Source organism: Rhodococcus sp. 05-2255-1e (assembly GCF_002259025.1).
GTDB classification, from domain to species: Bacteria; Actinomycetota; Actinomycetes; order Mycobacteriales; family Mycobacteriaceae; genus Rhodococcoides; species Rhodococcoides fascians.
In genome coordinates this window covers 97,116-116,860 of sequence record NZ_NOZE01000048.1, presented here as the reverse complement: position 1 = coordinate 116,860, position 19,745 = coordinate 97,116, and the positions used below count along the sequence as shown (strand labels likewise).

Below are 19,745 nucleotides of genomic sequence, written 5' to 3'. Positions count from 1 at the left end.
GGGGCTGGGGCTGGGCGCTGCGCGCCCGCCGCTGCAGGCGAAACGGCAAGCCGTTCCGAAGAACTCGCGGACTCGGTCGAAGCGCTGCGCGCCTTCGCGGTTGCATCTGTTATTCGATCGCGCTCAATTTGCAATTTGCAATCGAGAATTTTTCGAGGGCGGTCGAACCGAAACCGGCTCGCCGATGCATGGTGTATTCAGCGAAACCGGTTTCGGATCAATCGCATTCAAGTCATTCGTTACGGGATCGCTCGGATTCTGCATCGAGCGCAGCGGGCCGAATCTGCTCCCACAGCGCCGGGTTGATTCCCGCGTTGTATGCGCGTTCGAGCAGCTGCCCCAAGGAATGATCGGGGGCGAGCCCACGGGCAACGTTCATTGCCTCCCGCGCCGGCACCGCCTCCCGTCCGATCCAGTAACTCAGCGAAGCGAGGACGAAGGCGGGGCCTGCCTCGCTGGCGGGCAACACCGCGCCAACCTGCCGCCACAGTTCGCCGAGGACTGCGGCGTTGGCTTCGGTGAAGTGAACGAACAGCACATCGCGCACGCGCACGTCAGAGGCGGCGGCTGCGAGCATCGCAGCGTGGTAATCCGATATCTCGATTCCGCGGTTGCCTGAATCGAGATACCCGGCGAGTACCTCGCGGTGGATGGTCTCTGCGGCCGAGATCGGCCCTACTGCCGGGAACGCCCCGCGTGCAGCCCGCATCATGTCCACCACACTCGCGGCGCGTTCGGCACCGAACTGTTCGGCAACGAAGCCCGCGCGGATTTGGGCGCGAGAGGCCAGACGTACCTGCCCCTCGAGCAACGCTCCGACCACGTAGGGGTGAGCCGTCAGGTCGACCGCCTCGCCGACCTCGTGCGGTCCCGCCAGTACCCCGTTCATCAAGTAGCGGCGCGCACGTCCCTCGTGGAACTGGAACACAGCAACGTCATCGCCCGAGAACTCGTGGAGAACGGCCATCGATGCCGCATCGGCGTGTGTGTCACTGCCGAACACGACCACCACGCGCGGTCCGGATAGATCACGCACGGGGTGACCGCTGGGCACCAGCAACGGGGCACCACCGATCGGCGCTTCCTCCCCCAGCGGGCAGGCCATGACGGCCCCGCCTGTCGAGTTTGGGGTGAACACCACCATTTCGTTCTCGGGAACGTAGCGGACCAGCATCACGGCCACGGCAACAGCATCAGCGGGTGAGGAGATACGAAAAACAGAGGACATCGGACAAACCCCTTTCAGGGCACAGGGGCAGATGGTCAGTCCGCCCGATCAACAGAACACCCACAATCTAGCCGAGACCACCGACAAGAACGGCTCACGCGCAACACATTTGGTCCCCGGCGCACTCGGTGCCGGGGACCGCACCGAGTGCGCCGGGGCTCGGTGGGGAAAGACAACAGGCCCGCCCATGTGTTTCGCTGGGCGAGCCTGTTGTCGAACGTCTAGGGAGAAGCGAAAGGATCAGAGCGACAAAGGCTCTCGCTCTAACTCCTCGGGAGCGGAGTCGGCTTCCGAGGCCCATCTAGGGCTCACGTCCATACCCGACCACACTTTCGGATCGGTGTCGAGCCGATCAGGAGACGTTCGGATCAGCACACACGCCAGCAGCCGACATTGCAAGACGCGCCACACCGTCGATGATCAACGTATGGCATCCGTTCGACGCTGCGGAGGTGACCGGCCCTGGTACCGCGTACACCGCCCGCCCGAGCCTGTGCACTTCCCTGGCCACAGACAGTGCACGTCCGCGTGACCCGGCCTCGGGCACCACTACCGCATCGGAGAGAGCCGCCAGCAGCGCGCCACTCCCGTTGAATCGTTCTCGTCGAGGCTCTGCACCGAACGAGTACTCGCTCACCACCACACCCTGTTCCGCGACGCGCTCGAGCAACCGAGCGTGACCGGACGGATACGCCCGATCCAAGCCGCACGGCATTACCGCTACCGGTCCTGCACCGACCCCCAACGCTGCCCGCAACACCGCTCCCTCGATCCCGAACCCGCTGCCCGACAGGACCGCCACCCCACGCATCGCCAGATCCCCGGCAAATTCCGACGCGACATGCTCGCCGTAAGCGGTCGCAGCCCGGGTGCCGGTGAGCGCCACCGCCGACACATCAGCACCGGGCAGCGCGCCCTGTCCACGAACCCACAGAGCGACCGGAGTCGATCCCTCCAGCCATCCGGCCATCCGCAGCCGCTGCGGCCACTCAGCGTCCGCAGGAGTGACCAATCGTGCTCCCAGCGTTGCCGCCGTCTCGAGGTCTGCCTCGGCACCTGAGTAGTCCCACGAGCGAGCCGTCGCACGCAACAAGTCCTCCGACACCTCCCGATGCCGCACAGCCTCGGCTGCAGCCTCCACGCCCGATAAGGACACCGCCAGATGCACCAACGAGCCCTGCCCCCGCGCCACGTGAGCGAGATACGCCCACGCAACACGCTCACGCCACACCATCTCGCTACCCGACACCGCGTTCTCGCTCGACACACCGCTCACGACGAAACCCTCCCAGGGCTAACACAAGGGCAGATGGTCAGTCCGCCCGATCAACAGAACAACTCGAACCTACCCCGACACACCGACAAAAACAGCACCTGACAAGCGAAAATGTCCCCGGCGCACCCGGTGCCGGGGACAGCGGGTGCGCCGGGCGGTAAGTTCACGAAGCGGCCAAAAGAGCAGACCGAAGTGTCCTGTTCGAGTGATACAAATACCGGAGCAGATCTCACGGGCCGCCGACGAAAAACGCACCAACCGCGACGTTCGAGAGGGAAGCTGCACACATGACCGAGCCCGAGCCATGGCGTCGAAGCAAGACGCCGGCCCCGCTCCCCTCGAATTCCGCCGACGCCCGAGCGATCAGCGAACTGACGGACCCGGAACTGGCTGCGATCATTCGTGACAACCTCCTGCCGCGCTCGAACACCGCCGGCGATACAGCCAATTGGCGTGCATTCTGGAACACCCTCACTTTCGATCCGCAGCTCAACGATCGCGCAAACGCGATCATCGATGTCTACGTCGAGCAAGCAGCAGCAGCGCTCGATACCGGCGAACTCGACGACGCCCAATACAAACGTGCCGGCAAGTTCCACGACCTGTGTATCCACGCCCTCGACAGGCTCGACAAGGTGGTCGACGACCCCCTGGCCTGGGCTGGTGCGCGAGCTGCCGGATTCAATCCACGCTCTCGTGAGGTCATCAACACCCTCGTGCAGGCCATCGCCGATCACCGAGACGACGGCGACGACGCCAAGCTCTGGGCGATTCTCGCCGAAGTTCGTTTGGATCCAGGCCATCGACGCCGGTAAGCGCTCCGCTCAACATGGCCGCCCGCGGAGCCTCTGACCGATGAGCTTCTGGGATTCACTTGCGGCCGGCCTCTCGGAGGAGCCGCCGCGACGGGTGATCGTGTCGACCAGAACGCTCAGGTCGGCGATCGAGGACACCTTGATCTATGGGTTCTCGCGAGCCGCCCTCGAAGTGGTCCTACCCGACGAACTCGACCTGACGTGGGCAGGTACAGGTACCCCGGTTGAGGCCGACACCAAGCGGTCGCTGATCGATGGTTACCTCGTAGGATTCGAGATCCCCCAGCTCGTCGCACTGGCGCGTCGCGTGCTTGCAGAATGCGACGTCGCGGACCACGGGCTCGCGGTGCTGATCGCAGAGTACGAAAAGGGCTCCAGCGGTGTCGATTCTCCCGCAAAGAACCTCATTTTCGCGGCCAATGGTCCCAAACCGGAGATGGTGCTCCGCGACGCGGTCAGCAACGACATCCTGATCACCAAGAATGCTGAGTTCTGCCTGGTCTACGACAGACCGATAACCGAGGCCGGCCTGTCCTTTCAGGAGCTGATTCAGTGGTGGCGTGAGCACCAAGCAATGGCAGACACGGACGATCGCGATGTCGGGCGGTCACTGTACAAACGGCTGCGAGAGAGCCTCGGTAAGAACGAACCCGAGCGGATGGTCTTGGACGTCTACTCACGTCGATACGGAGAGCACGGCTTCGGTATTCCCGCTCTGATCCCGCAGGTCTACCTCCACTACGACCCGTACACCAAGTATCAACGCAAGGGCAGCAGTCCCCTCGAACGCCAACGCATGGACTTCTTGCTGCTCTTCAGTGCAAGAAAACGCGTCGTCATCGAGGTCGACGGTCGTCAGCACTACGCCAACGAAGACGGCCGCGCCAGCACGCAGCTGTACGCCGAGATGGTCACCGAAGACCGACGTCTCCGGCTAGCGGGATACGAGGTCTATCGGTTCGGGGGCAAAGAGTTCGAGAGCCCCGACGCGCCGTCGATGCTCGCAGCATTCTTCGACGAACTGAGCTCGCGAATGAAGTAGACCGACGGGGAACTCATGCCGGGGCGAGGTATCGATCCTCCTCAGAGCCGATCTGGAGTTCGTCCTCGGCGGCTGCGATGACTGCGTCGACGACCTCAATGGGTAGCCCGGTCTTGGTGGCCACTGCAGCGTGCTCGTGGCCTTCGCTGGCCAGTTTCAGGACGTGGACACACAGAACGGCTGTTTCGGCCTCTGTGGAGCTGTTCGGGGCCGAGTGACGCTGGTCGGTGCTGTCGTCTACAGCTGATGCTTCGAGTCGGACCAGCTGGATCATCAGGTGCGTGGTGACCAGCAGCACCAGCGGCGGCGCAGCAGCGGCCAGCGCGGCCACGGTGAAGGTCGAGCTGTAGTCCACCATCGAGACGTGCACGATGTTGCCGGCCGTCGATGCGATCGACCCGAGAATCAGCAAGGCCCACGCGAACCAGCGGTGTGAGGCGTCGACGACGAGCATGAGTGTTGCGAGGATTACCATTCCGTCGAGCACCAGTGGCAGAACCCATCCCAGTGTTGCCGGGTATCCGCTGGCAGTAGCGAGCTGCCACAACGATATTCCGCTCTTTGTGAAGGCGCTGATACCGATCACCGCATTGCCGATCACCGCGCAACGTTTGATGGTTGTCAGATTCCTCATCAATGTCCTTCGCTGGTGGTGATCGAAAAGTGGCCGGCCGCTGCCGTCGGGCGTGCTAGATCGGCGTGCTTGAGGGTGGGTGTGTTCGACAGTCGGTAAATCGACCACAGGGCGGTGAATGCGATACACCCGCCGATCACTATCTGAGCCGCGGTGTAGTCACCATTGTTCGCAATGACGAATGCATTCCAAGCTGTATGGGCCAGAACGAGTCCCGTGAGACTGCGGAGTCGATAGTAGACGTAGACGGCCACAGCGCCCCATACGAACGCCGACAACGCTTGCCCTGTTCCCTGGTACAGATGGATGGAGGCTCGAAACAGAGCTGAGCTCGCGATGACGATGCCGAGCATCCACGGCTGGACGCGCCAGACCAGTCCGACGACCCCGAAGAGCAACAAGACCGGAAGCGCACTGAAGAACGGTTCCTCGGCCAAGCCGGCGACGAGAAGGTGCGCACTGTTCCACCATTGTGCCGGGTTGCCGTAGTCACTGGTGCGCGAAAGGTTTTCGGCATCCTCGGGGGACAGCAACGAGGCCATGCACAGGCCGATGGGGAACAATCCTGCACTCATCAGCGTCCGCGCTCGCCACGTCCCAGGGAAGCTGTTCGGTTCGGTCTCGTTCGGTTCGATGAACCGGCGCACCGCCGCGACGAGAGCGAGACCGGCAACTGCGGCGAAGAAGAGAATTAGGAAGCCAATTTGAGCGCCGGGCATCGTCGGCGGGGTCGACTCGGTGACTACCTCGGATCCGGTACCGAGATGCCTCTGAACCGAGACTAATGCCTCGAAAGGCCAACACACGACTAGGTAGGCGGCAGCAAGCCCGAGCGGAACAGCAGCGATATACAGGCTTGAGTTCCAGTTGTTGTTGCGATTCATCGCGATTCACTCTTTCTTTGACATTCTCTCGTCGCGGCGACACAGGACAGTCATGGGTGCGGATACGAGTACTGAGCGTGGGTACGGCGGTCGAGGCTGATCAGTTGTCGAGTAGGCCCGCACCGCGGGCAATAGCGGGTAGGTCGATCGGTGGTGCCCATGCGGCCCACACGCGGGTTCGGCCGAGCTCGACGACACGGTCGTCCGGATAGAGCCGCCATGGGCCGACGCGGTCGAGCAGTTCACCGACGAGGGCGTCGGCGTGGAAACGGGTGGGAACGGTGACGAAGTCATCGAGCGGGCCCCGCTTATGTAGTGCCGCGACGGGGCGTGGTGCGCCTCTGGCGATCGCTACCTGCCGCAGGTCCGGAGAGCCGTGGGGACGGAGGATCGCCACGACATGGGGGTCCAGCCATCGTCGCTCTCGCCATTCCTTGCGGACACCGCGGCCACGGGGAAGATCGAGCCCGGTCAAGACAGTTCGTGCATTGTCGAGGGTCTGCTGTTCGACACGTCGGATTTCAGGAAGGGGAAATTGAAGTTGCTGCAACCGGCGGACGGGAATGGCCGCTCGAGCGCGAGGTGAGCCCTGCAGCCAACGCTGAACGGTACGGCGAGTCACCCCGAATGCCGCTGCGACATAGTCGATATCGACACCACCGTTGACCAAGGGGCCGTAGCACGCGGTGAATGCGACCTCGAGCTGTCGTTTGGTCCACCGCGGCCGCTTCGGGTTCATGTCGCTCTAATGGAGTGGTCCGAGAAAGACGCCGTATCCCATTTTGGCCTGCACAGCCATGCTGACGAGGATCAGACCCGCCAACGCAGAAACGACGCGGGTCTTCCACTGCTGAGACTTGGTCTCGAACATGTCTTTCTGATCCCTCCTGCAGAGCGCTGCCGTGCGCGATTCCACCGATACCGTAGCGGTTGCACCGGACACTCCGAACACCTGAACTCGCAGACTCTTATGGTCAGACCGGGTCGATGGAGATGTTGTCGATGCTCTCGAAGGTCCATCCGTCGACGTACCGATCGCTGGCGTAGCCGCTGAGCCACTTCGAGAGCGCTTTGTCGCCGCCGCGTTCGTACGCCGACCACATCGACTCGACATCGGATGGCGACATACCACTCTGATCCGGGGGGATCTGGATGGAACGATTGCGAATGTAGAACCCTCCCCCACCGGCGACGCCTTGTCGGCCCTTGATCTGTACGCGCGCACCGTATTTGGCGATCGACTTGCCCTGTTTGCTCTCTCGGACAGCTTTGATGGCGGCGCGCCGGCCCTGTTGCGTCGTCGCTGCCTGCCGCGACTTGGTGGTGAGCTTGCTCAGAGTCTCGGCCTTCGGCTTCGAGATTCGCTGGCGTCCCTCGGCGGCAACCCAGCGTTCCACCGTACGACGTGAGACTCCGAGATCGCGCGCAGCTGCGGCAGTGTTCACCCCGCCCCGAGTGCCCGGGCCGTACGCGGCGAGGAGCATCCCACGCATGTCAGGGGTGGTGCCGGCCTTGCCGGAGACATCGGCACCACGCCTGCCCGTCAAGCCCTGGAACAGTGAGCTGCGTCGGCGTTCGTCTGCTTCCAGGTTCTCTTTGAAGCCAGCATGCTTGCGCCCGGCCATTGGCTATTCCCCCTTGCCTGTCGTGGCATCCCAGTTCATCGTCAGCGCTTCCTTGCCCTTGTAGCGGCCACCGACGAGGAACTCGAGATGATCGCCGAGTCGAGCGGAGCCCTCCCACTTGTATTGGCCGAACCCTCGACCGAGCTGCTTGTCCTCCCCAGGCCAGGACGCGATCGGATCCGGATCGTTGCTGGTGTAGAGAACCGTGTCGTTCGTGATGGCCACCGGCCACCGGTCGGAGACGGTGCCGATCTTGACGATGCGACGAGTGATGTTCGCCCGCGCTTTGGCGATGATGTGATGGCGTCGCTCAGGCGAGAAACCTGCTCGTCCGGTCATATGAACCGAGGACCCCATCTGGCCGATCGTGCGCGTGTAGACGCCCTTGAGCAGATCTCTGGCCAACTGAGCGTCGACGTCGTCGACGTCCAAAGCTGTTCGTGCGTCCCGGATTCGCTCGTACCACGGATCGAGTACTCGGCCATGTTCGTTCCACACGTAGGCCTCGACAGGTTCGAGCTCGTAGCCGAGTTCTCCGGCGACCTGCAGACTCGGTGTGGTCACCCACAGCAGGCCCGGCCGGCCGCCGAGAGGCATCAATGGATGTGGGATGCGCCAGTCCCCTGCCTCGGGAACCTCTACCCGCCAATAGCCCGGCAGCTTCTTGTCGAACGCTCGCCCGTCTGGATGATGAGTGGCCGATCCGATCGGCATCTCCAAACCGGCGATTCCCGCAGCATGCGAGCCTCCTCGGTCGTACGCGTGGACGTAGATCATCGATGTCTCGTCGCTGGTCGGTTTGCGGGACCATGCGTAATCGTCCTCGAGGGAGCTGATGGTGGCCGGGCCGACGGGAGTCTGTGCCCCGAACATCCGCTCGCGGTCCTTGAATCGAGTCGAGATCATCAGGTCGAAACCTGTGGACTGCGGGGTGATCACCCACGGCATCTTCAACGCGCTGGCGAACAGCGACAATCGACGCGCGAGTTTGCTCGGGGACGGTCGGTCTCCGAGAATAGGGATATCGCGTGGATCGGCGTTCATGCCGGCAGCCAGGACGACCCACACACCGCGGTGCTCGCCCTGGGTGCGCCACACACGGGTCCACGCACCGAGCCGGTCACCGGGCTTGCCCAGGGTCCAACCGTCGGCGATTGCATCTGTGACGAACGCTGTGCCGGCAGTGGCCTCGCCGACGTCTTTGCGTCGCTGCGACGGATCGTCGCTCAGCGTGCTCAGATCCACCCCGAACTTCTCGGTCATCGCCGCGGTCACCCAGATCTGTCCCGGTTCGCTCTGCCACGACGAAGTCTGAGTGCCCAGACGCAGCTCCTGCACCAGCGCGGCGACATGACCGACGTGAGAGATGTTCTGTGGCAAATTGATTCGACTTCCGTCGGGCATCCAAATGCCATCGACGTCCAGGACGGCGGCAGGGGCAGCGAACGGGTTGGCCGCGGTCTTCGCGGGAGCTGAACGCCGAGGCTGCGTGGTCTCGAGCGGCGCACTGGGTTGCGCAACCGTAGGAGCACTCGACTCGGCGGCCTCGGAAGCAGCTCGACGAGCAGGTTCGTTCGACGGCCGCGGGCCAGTGGAGGCGGGTGCAGGCGGCTTCGCTGCGGCTGCGGTATCGGCAACCAGTGCAGCGCGGGAGGCAGCTGTGCTTCCGAACCAGCACTGCGCGTGCAGAACGTGGCCATCGAAGCGAAGGCCCGAGCCCACTCCGCACTTCACGCACGGGACGCTCGGCGAAATATGTTCTGCCACAGCGATATGGCCCTCGGCATCGGGGTAGCTTCCCACTGGAATGTCCTCCTGTTCGGAGTTGTCAGACGTAGCTTCCGCGTCGTTGGCACGAGAGCTGCCCGTCGTCGATGAGGTGTCGCTGTTCGATACCGAGAACAACGTCGCGAGGTCGGCCACTGCGGAGGTCGAACCCGGAACGTCGCTCGGTGTCGTACCGTCCGGTGCATCGTCGGGTCCGCCATCAGCGTCGAAGATGCCGATCTGACCGTCGTCGGGGCCGTCGCCGAGGATCGCCCACAGACGGAGAGCGGTCATCCGCTGCCGCCGTTCCTCACAATGGATGGTGCGTTGGACGGTGTAACGGGGTGTCTTGCCTGCGCGTTCCTCGGCGATCAGAACTCCCTCGTCGTAGAGGGCCCGCAGCGCCGTGCCTCGATCGATCTGTGGAGCATCGGACATCGTCGATGCCGCGGCTTTCAGAACCTGTTCGAGGGCAGTCGATTCGATCAACAGCTGCGCTTCACCGTCGCGTGGTCCGGGGTCGGTGAGCACGTACCCCAACCGGATCCCGCGTGCGTCTTCGCGGTACTTCTTGACGTCCTGATAGTCCGAGACCAACGTCCGTCGCCACCCCAACCGGCCGGCGAGCGGGCGGTCGGGTGCTTCACCGGTACGAACGTCGTCGACGTAGGCCAACCCGGTACGCAGTGCGTGCGCAAGGAGCTCGCGCACCCGCGCCCCGGTACGTGAAGGCAGATCGGGATCGGCCGCAGCGACGACCGCGTCGTGCAATCCGCCGTCGACGACGTCGAGAACTTGCTCGACCTCATCGGCATCGAGCGCGCCGACATCGAGCAGAAAAGCGGTGAACGCCTGCCACCCTGCCCACACTGCACCGACCGCTTCGGCCTGGCGCACGGTCTCACCCTGCTCACGTAAGCCCTCGGCGTAGTGCGCGCCCTCGTTGAAGACCTTTTCCCGCAGTTCCTCGAGGCGGGGGCACAACCACTGCAGGAACGAGGCCATCAGCAGGGCGCGTCCATGTCGAGACTGCTCACTGTCGAGTCGAATCAGCTCGTCGAGTTCGATCTCGTCGGACTGCAACGGCACCACCAACATGCGCTGAGCGCCGGACCCTGGTCGAGGCATGACCTCGGAGGTCACCATCGCGGACGATCGGGGGGCGGTGCCGTCGAGGATGCTCAACCCGTCGCGACTGGAACGGCTCCGTTGTTCGCCGTTGTGGACCATGCGCGCGAACTCTTCGAGCGCTTTCTGTGCAGCCCCCCAGTCTCGTGTGGGAGCGACATCATCGGCCCAGTACAGCGCATCTTTCGACGAATTCAGTTTGATGCGAAGCGCATTGAGAGTGTCACCGTTACCTGACATCGACGATGCCGGCCGCCGACGATCCCACAGCTCACCGAAGTGATGCATCGCGATCGACGCGATCGAGGTCTTGTACGAACCGGGCGAACCAATGAGCGAAAGAACCCAGGGGTTGGGTCCCAAGGCCGCGCGAAAGACGTGCCCGAGCAACGGAGCAGCGATTCGCACCGGCAGACGCGTCAGCATCGATCCCGAATCGACCATGAAGGCATCACGCAATCGAGGTGCATCGGCGATCGGGCACGGCAGGTCGTAACGCGAGAGCGGTCCACTGAGCAGAACCGGCGCAACACGGGCACCGGCAGCACTGATAGCGCCACCCGCGTGCACGTAGAACCACTCGTCGTTTCGGTCCTTACGCCAACCGGTGGAACGGAATCGAACCGTCCGGGCAATCGTCACTCCACCCGCCACTTTCAGGGCGTCGCGAAGTTTGGCGATTCCAGAGGGTTTGGAGTCGTACGTCGGCGGCCCGGGAAGAGAATCCGCCCAGGTGCAGTCCCGATAGTCCTGTGCGTCCACCCGCATACGCATGAACTCGCCCGTATCGGGATGGGTGTACCCGATGACGACAGCGGAAAGCTGTTCGGGCGACGGCGGATTGGCTTCCCGCTGCCCGACGATATCTTCGCGTCCGAGCAGGGTCGGTGCGTCGACGTCGAGGCCGTCGTCCTGCGATTCGAGGTATTCCATCTCCACGATCCGAGCATCGATGCTGAGCACCATTTTGGCGGTCTGCTCGCCATCTCGGTTGGTGACGATTTCGACGAGGCTTCCCTCTACGACCCGATACGTCGGTGCAGATATCTGAGCGCCGCGGGTGGCCGCCCCGACCAGGTGCAGTCGGGGTCCGTCAGGGAGCGGATGTGTCGATTCACCGGCGTCGATGTGGCTGGATCCGGTCGCCGGCGGCACCGCGTCGTGCTCGTCCTCGTCGTGCAGCAGCGGTGGAATCGGAGTGCGCGAAATATCGTGTGCGGCACGGGCAGCCGTGCGGGCAGTACGCCACACAGCGGTAGCGGCATCGACCGCTTCTTGCGACCACTTCGTGCCCTCAGCGGCAGCGAAACTACGCACCGCATCGACGGCTTCGCTCAACGGCTCGAACAGGCGCTCCGCCTCGACGGCCCAGCGCCCAGCGAGGCGGATCTCGTCTGCGCACTCATCCTGGTGACCTGATACTCGCCCGCGCTCGGCACGCGCAGCCGCTTCCTGAGCCGCCTTTTCGACCTCGGCGGCCTTGCCGCGCAGCTTGGCCAGCGCAGCATGTGCCGCAACCTCACCGACATGGACGGGAATCAACCCGTTCCACATATCGTCCGGATCCCACAGCTGGGCCTCGACGTGATCTGTGAAGTCTGATTTGTCATCTGTTGTGCCGGGTAGCAGCAGTTGTACCTCGGCATCAACTGCGCCGAGCAGCGACGCCAGTTCGATGCCGCGCTCGTATCCTGCGGCGTCACGATCGAGCACAACGCGCACTGCGGCACCGGCGAACACCTCGGCGAGCTGTGGCGGAAAGTTCAGGCCACCCTGGGCATTCGTGGTCGCGCACAGACCGAGACGCATCGCGGTCTCGACATCCTTTTCGCCCTCGAGCAGCCACACCGGCTGGCCGGCCGACAGCGCCGCTTGCAGCTGCGGCATCGCGAACAGGACCGGAGTGAACACCGCAGGCTTACGTTTGACGTACGTGCGATTCGGACCGACGAACAACTGCCGGAATCGTTTGTGTTTGACGCCGCACGAGGTGCACTCCTCGCGGATGACCTCCTGCACCAATACGCTGTCGGCATCGGTGTAGGGATAGCGCGCAACTTCCGACCAAGAGTGCTCGACCTCGGGCTCCGGCATCGGACCGGCAATCCGAGCAGGCAGACGCCCCAGACGCCCACGTCGTTTGCCCGCTGCCCGTTGCTGCGGGGATCTACCGACACGCGGTGCGCTCGGATCCCGACTCGGCAAGGGTTCGTCGAACAGATCGGACACACCGATATCGAGACGCTCGGCGATTTCTGCGGCCGTCGCTGAGCAGCCATGGCACCGCAGCAGCACCATTCCAGAACCGTGGTGGCCCGGAGTCCAGGTGACAGACAGCGAAGCGTGACGGTCGTCGTGAACGGGGCATCTCGCCTGAAACTGGGTACTCGATGTGGCTTTGAAGCCGCCGAGCTGCTCGAGGCGTGGACGGATGTTGTCCATCGACCACATGTGGCCGCGGTTGGGAGTCGGTGACGTCACGACTCACCGCCGACACGTAGATGTACGACGCGCGCTGGGTTCGGAGCGCAAATCACGGCGAGGCAGGGGTACTGAGCTATGATGTCAATACACCTCCTGTCGTGTTCGTGGTTGTTCCCGGTGGGTGGTTGGAGCGGAGCGATTCGCTCACTTGTGAATCCGGAAGACCCCCCTTCTCGCCGCCAAGCACGAGGGGGGTTTTTCACTGTCTAGGGGTAGGTCATCACGCGCCCAGCTTGTACTGTGCGGGATCGATTCGATCTTGGATGTAATGCGGCATGGGTAGATCATGGTGCAGCGCCATGACATAGACGTAGTAGTCGCTGAGGTCGAGGCCAAGGGCGTCGGCCTCGTTTTTGTAATGCGCATACTGCGTGTCGGGCGTGCGCACCATTGCGGGTATGCGAGGGCCCTTCGACTCTCTCCCAGGTTTGCTTCCAGCCATGCGATCACATTAAACGGATTCGGTAACAGAAACAGGGAGGCCGCGACATCCGGTGTGTCGCCTGCCTGTCGTGCCACGTTCACATGTTCCTCCGCACCTCGTCCGTACCCGCCCTCGCACCACACATGACAGGTAGATCCGTCTCGATCTACCTCTGTGACAGAAGTGGCGAAATCTCTCGACATTGTCTCTGCGGCACCGGACACGACGAACACCCCAGCTCGTCGAACCGACCCGCTGCGCAAGCCCCTTCATCGATATACGCGTGACCTTGGCTCTTTTATGTGGGGAGCATGGGGAGCATGGAGATAAGGGCAGCTCAAAGGCAAAAAAACGCTCCCCACCGGAGTGGGGAGCATGGTGGGGAGCACGGTGGGGAGCCAGGAGCAAGACGCTCTGGCCCGGCGGATCAAGAGATCAGATAGTCCTCAACGACCGCAGCAATCAGCGCGCTTCGTGAGGGGATGAGCGGACTTGCTTCTACCTGCTCGTCTATCCATCGGGTCTGGGCTACCCACAGATGTGGACGCACCTCCACTCCCCCGCTCGCGACCTTCGGGCGGGCCAGACGCGGCATGCCACCGCGTGGCGATTCGACGGCGCGAGGGGCGAAGAGGCGAACCAAGGTTTCCGGGGTGTGCGCGGCGAAGGCATCCTCGACGATCTCGCCGTAGGACTTCTTCTCCCGCTGAGATCGCGTCTTCCAGGCCTCTTTGACCGTCGCGGGAACGTAGACCGCGATCGGGCGCACATCTTCATCACCGACAATCGCAGCCAACGGCTCCGCTGTAGCGGTGTCGGCCCCGGTTTCGGGTGTGGTGGCTACGTCCTCGGTTGCGGCAGTGCTGCCCCCGGAGGGCGAGGCAGATGTAGCAACCTCGGTCGGAGGCTCTGGTGCAGGTGCTACAGGAGCATCCGGTGCAGATGTCACGTCCGGAGCCTGTACGTGCGGCTCGTCGACGGCTCTTTCGGCAGCCACGTCGGTCGAGCGTGGTTCCACTGCGGCAGGCCTGGCGAGGGAACCCGTTCCATTGCGAGGGAAAATGTTGGCGAGGCCAGATCCACGGGGAGCGGGCTTGTCGAATTGGTCCGCCAGGCTGGGTCGCTTCTTGCGATCAGTGGTGCTCATGCGGGTGCTACCTCTTCTGCGTGATCGGCTTCGGCAGCAAGCTCGGCCAAGCGTTGCAAGACCTCAGCTGCTAGGGCCTCGTAGTCATCCGCCAACCCGGTTGCATCCCGAGAGAGCAGAAGGCTGGGTGGTTTCACCTTGTCCCTCAGCGCTTTCAACCGAGCCTTCTTTGCGCTAGCAGTAGCGCCTTCGAGTTCGTGAGCTAGGAGCCCATGCCGCCGCGCGTCGGCAGCGGCGCTCTCCATGTAGCGGATTGTCGTGCCGAAGATGGGGGCAATGGTGTCAGGAATGGCTTGCGTAATACTTTCCCTCACCTGGTCCTGGAGCCGTTGTGACCTACTGCCGACCGCAAACAGAAGCATGCCAGCCAATCTCAGTTGCGGATTGTGCTCCCGGGCACGCGCGAAGCGCTCGGCGACGCGGTCGAGGCCGTCGAGGCTGCCATCGTCGGCGCGAGTAGGGATGAGAACGGACGACGTGCAGTACAGCACCGCATCACCGATGATCACGTCGCCTGGCGGGGTATCGAAGAGAACAATGTCGTAGTCGGGAACGATCGGGGCAAGGACTTTGTGGAGGATCTGCCCCAGCGATTCGCCCCCGCGGCTGAGCCTGGAGAGCATCATGCCAGCAACGTCGACGAGCGCAGGACCAGCGGGAATGACGTCTAGACCGGGTCGGACGTCTTTGATGATCGGGGGTTGTCCGCCTGACATCAACGACATCAGAAGTTCTTCACCGGACTGCTTTTCGTAACCGAAATCGCGGGCCAGGTTGCCCTGAGGGTCGAACTCCCCGACGAGAACACGGTAGCCGGCAGCGGCGAACAGGCCTGCGAGGTTGGCAACAACCGTCGTCTTGCCCACTCCCCCTTTACCTTGGGTGACTGCGAGGGAATTTGATATTGCCATCGATAGAACCTTCCTTCCAGAGTCCTGGATCCGCGTGCATCTATTCGAGCGCTGCCGTGGAGAAGCGTGACCGGGAGGCGTTCACGGTGCCGAATCGGTACGTGCGAGCGGCTCGACTTGTCCCGCACGCTCTTGTGCGGGCGGATGCGCAGGTTGTCGTGCGTGGTTGTGTGCGCGAGAGTACGCCCAGTCACGCACGTCAGTCAACACGGTCTAAGTCGCGTAACACCATGCGTATCAATGCTCGCACTCTTACGCGGCAAAACACGCGCAATAAAACATGTAGTGCTGCGCCCTAGTAACAGCGTACCAATACGCACGTTAAGTCGCATATCAACACCCTTGTTAACACGTGAAGAAACACGGGCATTGATGTGCTGACCAAAACGGTAATTAACCCGCGTGTTGACGTGCGGAGTTATACCCGGTATTGCATGCGTAGTATTACGCGTATTAACCAACGGTGTAACAAGCGTATTTGTACGCCCTCAAACACGCGGTTTAGTACGCGATGAAACCAACGCTTTACTGTGCGAGGAGTACTACGAAGTGCTACGCCCATTGTGTTGGGATGATTGCCCGGTAGACGGTAACGGAGGTAGGGGAGCAGAGCACTGGGATGATGAACGGGATCGAGAGTGGGTAGTTATGTCGGATCAACAAAGCGTCGATATGTGCGAATCAGCGTGCGATTCGAGCTGCGATCATGGCCGCGACTCCCAATCCGCAGGCTCTGCTGGCTTCGCGAAGGCTCAAGCGAAGTGTTGAGGGGAGAGGTATCGGTAGGGGAGTGCGAGGATTGCTACGTAGTTCGACGCGAGCCTGGCACGAATTTCACATAAGACGCCAGGTCAACGGGGGACTGTTCGCGTTCCAATCAGCGTAGATCCGAATAGCTCTGACGCAGTCGGCGGCGGGGATCGCCAGGCTCTCCGCGGGTCGTTCGCTGTTCGGCTATCCGTTGTTCCAGACCGATCTTCGACGCCATTTGGGTGGCCCACAGCAGGGTGGCGTCAGGGACTGATTCTGAGAGTTCAACGGTGAGATCTACAAGGGTGTCTTCGAGCAGTGTCTCGGCGGCTCGGTAGAGGCTCCACAGGTGGCTCAATTCCCAACTAAGAATGAGGGGATTTCCGAACATCATGCGCTCACAGGAACGTTGAATGCGCCGGACTTGAGGGTTGCTCAGAGCTGTCGGATCGTGCGGGTCGGCCCAGGTCGCAAGGTAGCTGCTCTGCTCGCATGTCCACGGCAACAGCAGGAGCGCATCAGTCGCGAAAGTCCAGCTCTGCGTGTCGAGAACGTGTTGTGACTGTTTGAGGGCGCGGCCCAGGGCTCGCTGGCAGGTCGTGGTGTAGTCGGCGAGCGCTAGCCGACATCGCTCCAGTTGTGCCAGGTCGTGCACTGTGTGGAACTGGTCCTGTCCACGAGTGAATTCGGTGGCAACGAGCGCGGCCTCGGTGTCCCACCAGCGAAACTGGGACTGACGATGGAACTCGCGGTGCCATCGTAGGTCGTCGAGCGTTCGGGCTGCGACGCCGCTGCCTGGCGCGGTGGCGGTGTCGGAGAAGCTCATCGTTCAATGGTTGCAGGTAAATGGTGGTGTGTCACCACCCCTCTGGCATCAGTTCTATGACTGTGCCCACGGCCGAAGAGGTAGATGTGGTGGTTTTCCTGGTGAGCTCTGCATGGCGATCGGTTCAAGATCGTCGGTGAACGACGCTGCGTTGAAGAAACATTGGCGGCAGATTGTGGACACACATGAAAGCCATCAAATCAAATAGCACTGAGTCACGAGAACCACATCAGTCCGACATGAGTGTCAAACGATAACAAAATCGTGTTGTGATCACGTGGCAGTGATCATAATCCAACTTGTCTTGGAGTCAAGAGGCAGCGCCGAGTGCAGTTCGGTTGAGAGTCAGTCAACGGCCCGTAGAAGTTGCAGAGGACATTGCTTGCGGCACGGACCGTCAGGGGTCGGTGCCGCGCCGCGTTTGCTTCGGAACTGAACGAGTGCGCGATCGACTACCTTGTTACTGAAATGTTATGTACCGCGTGTTGATCACCACTGTTGTTGAGGTGGAGATAGCCTTTGTCCTGGTGGGGAGGGGATGGGGTCCTCTTGCGGGACGAACACGGGGTTCGTTTTGCAGGGTTCGGTTCGGATCGACGCTGTTCGCGGTGTCCGGGAGACCCGGTATATCTCGTACGTCGCACTCAAGCCTGCGACTCAGGTACACGGGGACATCGGAAGGATCGTGAGTGAGGACCGACAGCGCTGAGAGTGCGAACGTGCCGACATCTCCGCCTGCGCGACAGTCGCTCGGGGCAGCCTTCATGCCACCGCCGCCGGCCGGATCGATAAGTGCTATGTCAGCGGAGGTGGTGCAGTTGAGTTCAAACGAGGAGGAGACATCCTCTGGTGCAGCTGAATTGGGGCACGACGACACGATTGTGCCGTCGACGGTTCATCTTGCTGTCGGGGTTGCACACGGTCTGGCGAAGGAGAGCAAACGGACAGGGAGAACCCACGGCGAGGTGGTCATCACTGCTATCGAGGATGTCCACAGCGATCTCGAAAGCCTTCTGTTTCCGGGAGGCAAGGTCGGCGGAGGTCTGTTCCGCGCCAGGGGAGTAGGTGGGAAGCCGTCTGAGGGTAAGGCGGAGAAGAAGGGAGTCACGGTCGGGTTGTACGCCGATGACTGGGTGATCATCGATCAACTGAAAGACCAGTTCAAGGCCCGTTCCCGCAGCCACCTCATCGGAACTGCCCTCAAAGCACATCTCGGCCTCGACGCCACGACACAAACGGAAAGTGACTGAGCTATGCCCATGTTCGGCAATCTCAAAGAAAAGACATCGACCGCCACAGTGGGGGAGCCGCGCAGCGCAAGAGAGGCATCTCCTAAGCCGGGCCATGACTTCACCGAAGTCGTATCCACCACCAAAGTGCGCCGTCGACGGTCGTACTGGATCGCGGGAGTCGCCTTGATGACCGTCGCAATCGTAGGAGCGGTCTTTTTGGTGAACGCCATGCGCGCCACCACGACAATTCTGGTGCTCGCCCGCGACGTGCCACAGGGGGAGACGATCACCACCGACGACCTCAAAACCGCAGAGGTCAACAGCGATGCGACCATCGCGACCGTTCCTGCCACAGACAAAGCATCGGTCGTGGGCCAGAGCGCAGCAGTTCCGCTCCTGAGCGGATCGGCACTGAACCCATCGTCGTTCACCAACGCCGTAATCCCCAGCGGGGACAACACTTTGGTCGGCATCACCGTCGCAATCGGCAAACTTCCCGCAGAGCCACTGCTCGCAGGCGACAACGTCCGGATCGTCGACACTCCCCGAGATCAAGACGATTCCCCGGTGCAGGGTCCGGTCACCGCGAACGCACAGGTCGTTGCCGTGAAGGACATCCCCGAGACCGGACAGACGACAGTGGACGTTCTGGTCAAGAAAGACGAGGCCAGCTGGATCGCCGCCCGAGCCGCCACCAACCGCGTCGCCATCGTCCTCGACTCCCGGGAGCGCTGAGCCATGCTCGTCACCCTGACCTCGATCTCCGGCTCGCCAGGCGTCTCGACGACCGGCCTGGGCATCGCTCTCACCGCAGACTCCCGCAAGCTGCTGTACATCGAGGCCGATCCGATCGGATCGTCCCCGACGCTGGCCGGGTACTTTCACGCGCGCCGCCGGCACGACCGATCGATCATCCAACTGGTCGAGCCGAACAGGCACGGCCGAATAGGCCCAGCCTTCCAGCACCAAATAGTTAGAATCGGGCCGTTCGATCCAGAGGAGCCGACCAAGGCGCAAGGATGGTTCGTCCCCGGCCTGGTCAATGCAGCTCAAACGGAATCGATGAAGTCGACGTGGGGCCCGTTGGGGGCACATCTGGCGTTGTTGTCGAAACAGGGCGGCGGTGACCTGCTCGTCGACGCCGGTCGCCTCAATCTACGGTCCGGACATCAAGACCTGATCCGTCACAGTGACGTTATCGCCATAATGCTCAGACCGACCAGGACCGCAGTGGCAGCGGTTCGTGCTGGCTTGGGCCCACTACAGCAGCATCTGGAGAATACGAAGTCGCCGGCCAGCATCGGCCTCATTGTCAGGGGTACCGAGCCCTACAGCGCAGCCGAGACCGCCGCGGCGACCGGCCTCGACGTCATCGCAGTCCTTCCCGAATCACCGGTACACGCGCAAGTTTTTTCCGAAGGTGCCTCGCTCAGTAATTGGCGGCGACGTCGATCAAGCTATCTACGCGCAATCGACGGAACCTGGCAAAAGATCGAGCGCTTCCACGAAACGCACCAGCCCGTATGGATCGCCAACTCGCCATACAGCTCACAGCCCGCGTAACGAGCCGAC

Annotated in this window: 17 protein-coding genes; 5 read left to right on the top strand and 12 right to left on the bottom strand. The window is 62.4% G+C overall.

Features of this window, described 5'->3' with window-relative positions; all coding sequences use genetic code 11:
* Window positions 1-232: 232 nt before the first annotated feature.
* Both CH262_RS26850 and CH262_RS26845 read right to left on the bottom strand, forming a co-directional pair.
* A complete protein-coding gene (locus tag CH262_RS26850; RefSeq protein ID WP_015586055.1) occupies window positions 233-1,228 on the bottom strand; it encodes a DUF4192 family protein in 996 nt (331 codons plus the stop codon).
* A 352-nt stretch (window positions 1,229-1,580) separates the two neighbouring features.
* Window positions 1,581-2,504: a DNA processing protein DprA gene (locus CH262_RS26845; RefSeq protein ID WP_052047799.1), complete on the bottom strand. Its 924-nt coding sequence runs from the start codon at window positions 2,502-2,504 to the stop codon at window positions 1,581-1,583.
* A gap of 287 nt (window positions 2,505-2,791) precedes the next feature.
* Between CH262_RS26845 and CH262_RS26840 the strand changes: the two genes are divergently transcribed.
* Window positions 2,792-3,319: a hypothetical protein gene (locus CH262_RS26840; RefSeq protein WP_015586057.1), complete on the top strand. Its 528-nt coding sequence runs from the start codon at window positions 2,792-2,794 to the stop codon at window positions 3,317-3,319.
* Between the two features lie 40 nt (window positions 3,320-3,359).
* Complete coding sequence (locus CH262_RS26835; RefSeq protein ID WP_072692241.1) at window positions 3,360-4,361, top strand: hypothetical protein; 1,002 nt, start codon at window positions 3,360-3,362, stop codon at window positions 4,359-4,361.
* Window positions 4,362-4,374: 13 nt separating this feature from the next.
* Here CH262_RS26835 and CH262_RS26830 read toward each other — a convergent pair whose 3' ends face one another.
* From CH262_RS26830 to CH262_RS26790, 10 genes are all read right to left on the bottom strand, one after another.
* Entirely contained in the window at window positions 4,375-4,995 is a 621-nt protein-coding gene (locus CH262_RS26830) for a DUF2637 domain-containing protein (protein ID WP_015586059.1), read from the bottom strand.
* Window positions 4,995-5,714, bottom strand: a complete 720-nt coding sequence (locus CH262_RS26825) for a CPBP family intramembrane glutamic endopeptidase (RefSeq protein ID WP_032394817.1) — start codon at window positions 5,712-5,714, stop codon at window positions 4,995-4,997. The genes CH262_RS26830 and CH262_RS26825 overlap by 1 nt, the downstream gene beginning before the upstream one ends.
* 265 nt (window positions 5,715-5,979) lie before the next feature.
* A complete protein-coding gene (locus tag CH262_RS26820) occupies window positions 5,980-6,618 on the bottom strand; it encodes a hypothetical protein (protein ID WP_015586061.1) in 639 nt (212 codons plus the stop codon).
* A gap of 6 nt (window positions 6,619-6,624) precedes the next feature.
* Entirely contained in the window at window positions 6,625-6,750 is a 126-nt protein-coding gene (locus CH262_RS28325) for a hypothetical protein (protein ID WP_254924250.1), read from the bottom strand.
* Window positions 6,751-6,853: 103 nt separating this feature from the next.
* A complete protein-coding gene (locus CH262_RS26810; protein WP_015586063.1) occupies window positions 6,854-7,504 on the bottom strand; it encodes a helix-turn-helix domain-containing protein in 651 nt (216 codons plus the stop codon).
* A 3-nt stretch (window positions 7,505-7,507) separates the two neighbouring features.
* Complete coding sequence (locus CH262_RS26805; RefSeq protein WP_032364989.1) at window positions 7,508-12,880, bottom strand: telomere-binding protein; 5,373 nt, start codon at window positions 12,878-12,880, stop codon at window positions 7,508-7,510.
* A gap of 223 nt (window positions 12,881-13,103) precedes the next feature.
* A complete protein-coding gene (locus CH262_RS27915; RefSeq protein WP_015586065.1) occupies window positions 13,104-13,274 on the bottom strand; it encodes a hypothetical protein in 171 nt (56 codons plus the stop codon).
* A 460-nt stretch (window positions 13,275-13,734) separates the two neighbouring features.
* Window positions 13,735-14,454: a hypothetical protein gene (locus CH262_RS26800; protein WP_032364990.1), complete on the bottom strand. Its 720-nt coding sequence runs from the start codon at window positions 14,452-14,454 to the stop codon at window positions 13,735-13,737.
* A complete protein-coding gene (locus CH262_RS26795) occupies window positions 14,451-15,365 on the bottom strand; it encodes a ParA family protein (protein WP_015586067.1) in 915 nt (304 codons plus the stop codon). The genes CH262_RS26800 and CH262_RS26795 overlap by 4 nt, the downstream gene beginning before the upstream one ends.
* A gap of 877 nt (window positions 15,366-16,242) precedes the next feature.
* Complete coding sequence (locus CH262_RS26790; RefSeq protein ID WP_015586069.1) at window positions 16,243-16,941, bottom strand: hypothetical protein; 699 nt, start codon at window positions 16,939-16,941, stop codon at window positions 16,243-16,245.
* Between the two features lie 689 nt (window positions 16,942-17,630).
* Between CH262_RS26790 and CH262_RS26785 the strand changes: the two genes are divergently transcribed.
* From CH262_RS26785 to CH262_RS26775, 3 genes are all read left to right on the top strand, one after another.
* Window positions 17,631-18,191: a hypothetical protein gene (locus tag CH262_RS26785; protein WP_139278540.1), complete on the top strand. Its 561-nt coding sequence runs from the start codon at window positions 17,631-17,633 to the stop codon at window positions 18,189-18,191.
* A gap of 168 nt (window positions 18,192-18,359) precedes the next feature.
* Window positions 18,360-18,908 carry an SAF domain-containing protein gene (locus CH262_RS26780; RefSeq protein ID WP_230591630.1) on the top strand — a complete coding sequence of 183 codons (549 nt, stop codon included), beginning with the start codon at window positions 18,360-18,362 and terminating at the stop codon, window positions 18,906-18,908.
* A gap of 3 nt (window positions 18,909-18,911) precedes the next feature.
* A complete protein-coding gene (locus tag CH262_RS26775; RefSeq protein ID WP_015586073.1) occupies window positions 18,912-19,736 on the top strand; it encodes a hypothetical protein in 825 nt (274 codons plus the stop codon).
* The last annotated feature ends 9 nt before the right edge of the window (window positions 19,737-19,745 follow it).

Bases quoted from the DNA above. Each gene is read 5' to 3' on its own strand.
- CH262_RS26850 (WP_015586055.1), bottom strand. From the start codon at position 1,228: ATGTCCTCTGTTTTTCGTATCTCCTCACCCGCTGATGCTGTTGCCGTG.
- CH262_RS26840 (WP_015586057.1), top strand. From the start codon at position 2,792: ATGACCGAGCCCGAGCCATGGCGTCGAAGCAAGACGCCGGCCCCGCTC.
- CH262_RS26835 (WP_072692241.1), top strand. From the start codon at position 3,360: ATGAGCTTCTGGGATTCACTTGCGGCCGGCCTCTCGGAGGAGCCGCCG.
- CH262_RS26830 (WP_015586059.1), bottom strand. From the start codon at position 4,995: ATGAGGAATCTGACAACCATCAAACGTTGCGCGGTGATCGGCAATGCG.
- CH262_RS26825 (WP_032394817.1), bottom strand. From the start codon at position 5,714: ATGCCCGGCGCTCAAATTGGCTTCCTAATTCTCTTCTTCGCCGCAGTT.
- CH262_RS26820 (WP_015586061.1), bottom strand. From the start codon at position 6,618: ATGAACCCGAAGCGGCCGCGGTGGACCAAACGACAGCTCGAGGTCGCA.
- CH262_RS28325 (WP_254924250.1), bottom strand. From the start codon at position 6,750: ATGTTCGAGACCAAGTCTCAGCAGTGGAAGACCCGCGTCGTTTCTGCG.
- CH262_RS26810 (WP_015586063.1), bottom strand. From the start codon at position 7,504: ATGGCCGGGCGCAAGCATGCTGGCTTCAAAGAGAACCTGGAAGCAGAC.
- CH262_RS27915 (WP_015586065.1), bottom strand. From the start codon at position 13,274: ATGGTGCGCACGCCCGACACGCAGTATGCGCATTACAAAAACGAGGCC.
- CH262_RS26800 (WP_032364990.1), bottom strand. From the start codon at position 14,454: ATGAGCACCACTGATCGCAAGAAGCGACCCAGCCTGGCGGACCAATTC.
- CH262_RS26795 (WP_015586067.1), bottom strand. From the start codon at position 15,365: ATGGCAATATCAAATTCCCTCGCAGTCACCCAAGGTAAAGGGGGAGTG.
- CH262_RS26790 (WP_015586069.1), bottom strand. From the start codon at position 16,941: ATGAGCTTCTCCGACACCGCCACCGCGCCAGGCAGCGGCGTCGCAGCC.
- CH262_RS26780 (WP_230591630.1), top strand. From the start codon at position 18,360: ATGACCGTCGCAATCGTAGGAGCGGTCTTTTTGGTGAACGCCATGCGC.
- CH262_RS26775 (WP_015586073.1), top strand. From the start codon at position 18,912: ATGCTCGTCACCCTGACCTCGATCTCCGGCTCGCCAGGCGTCTCGACG.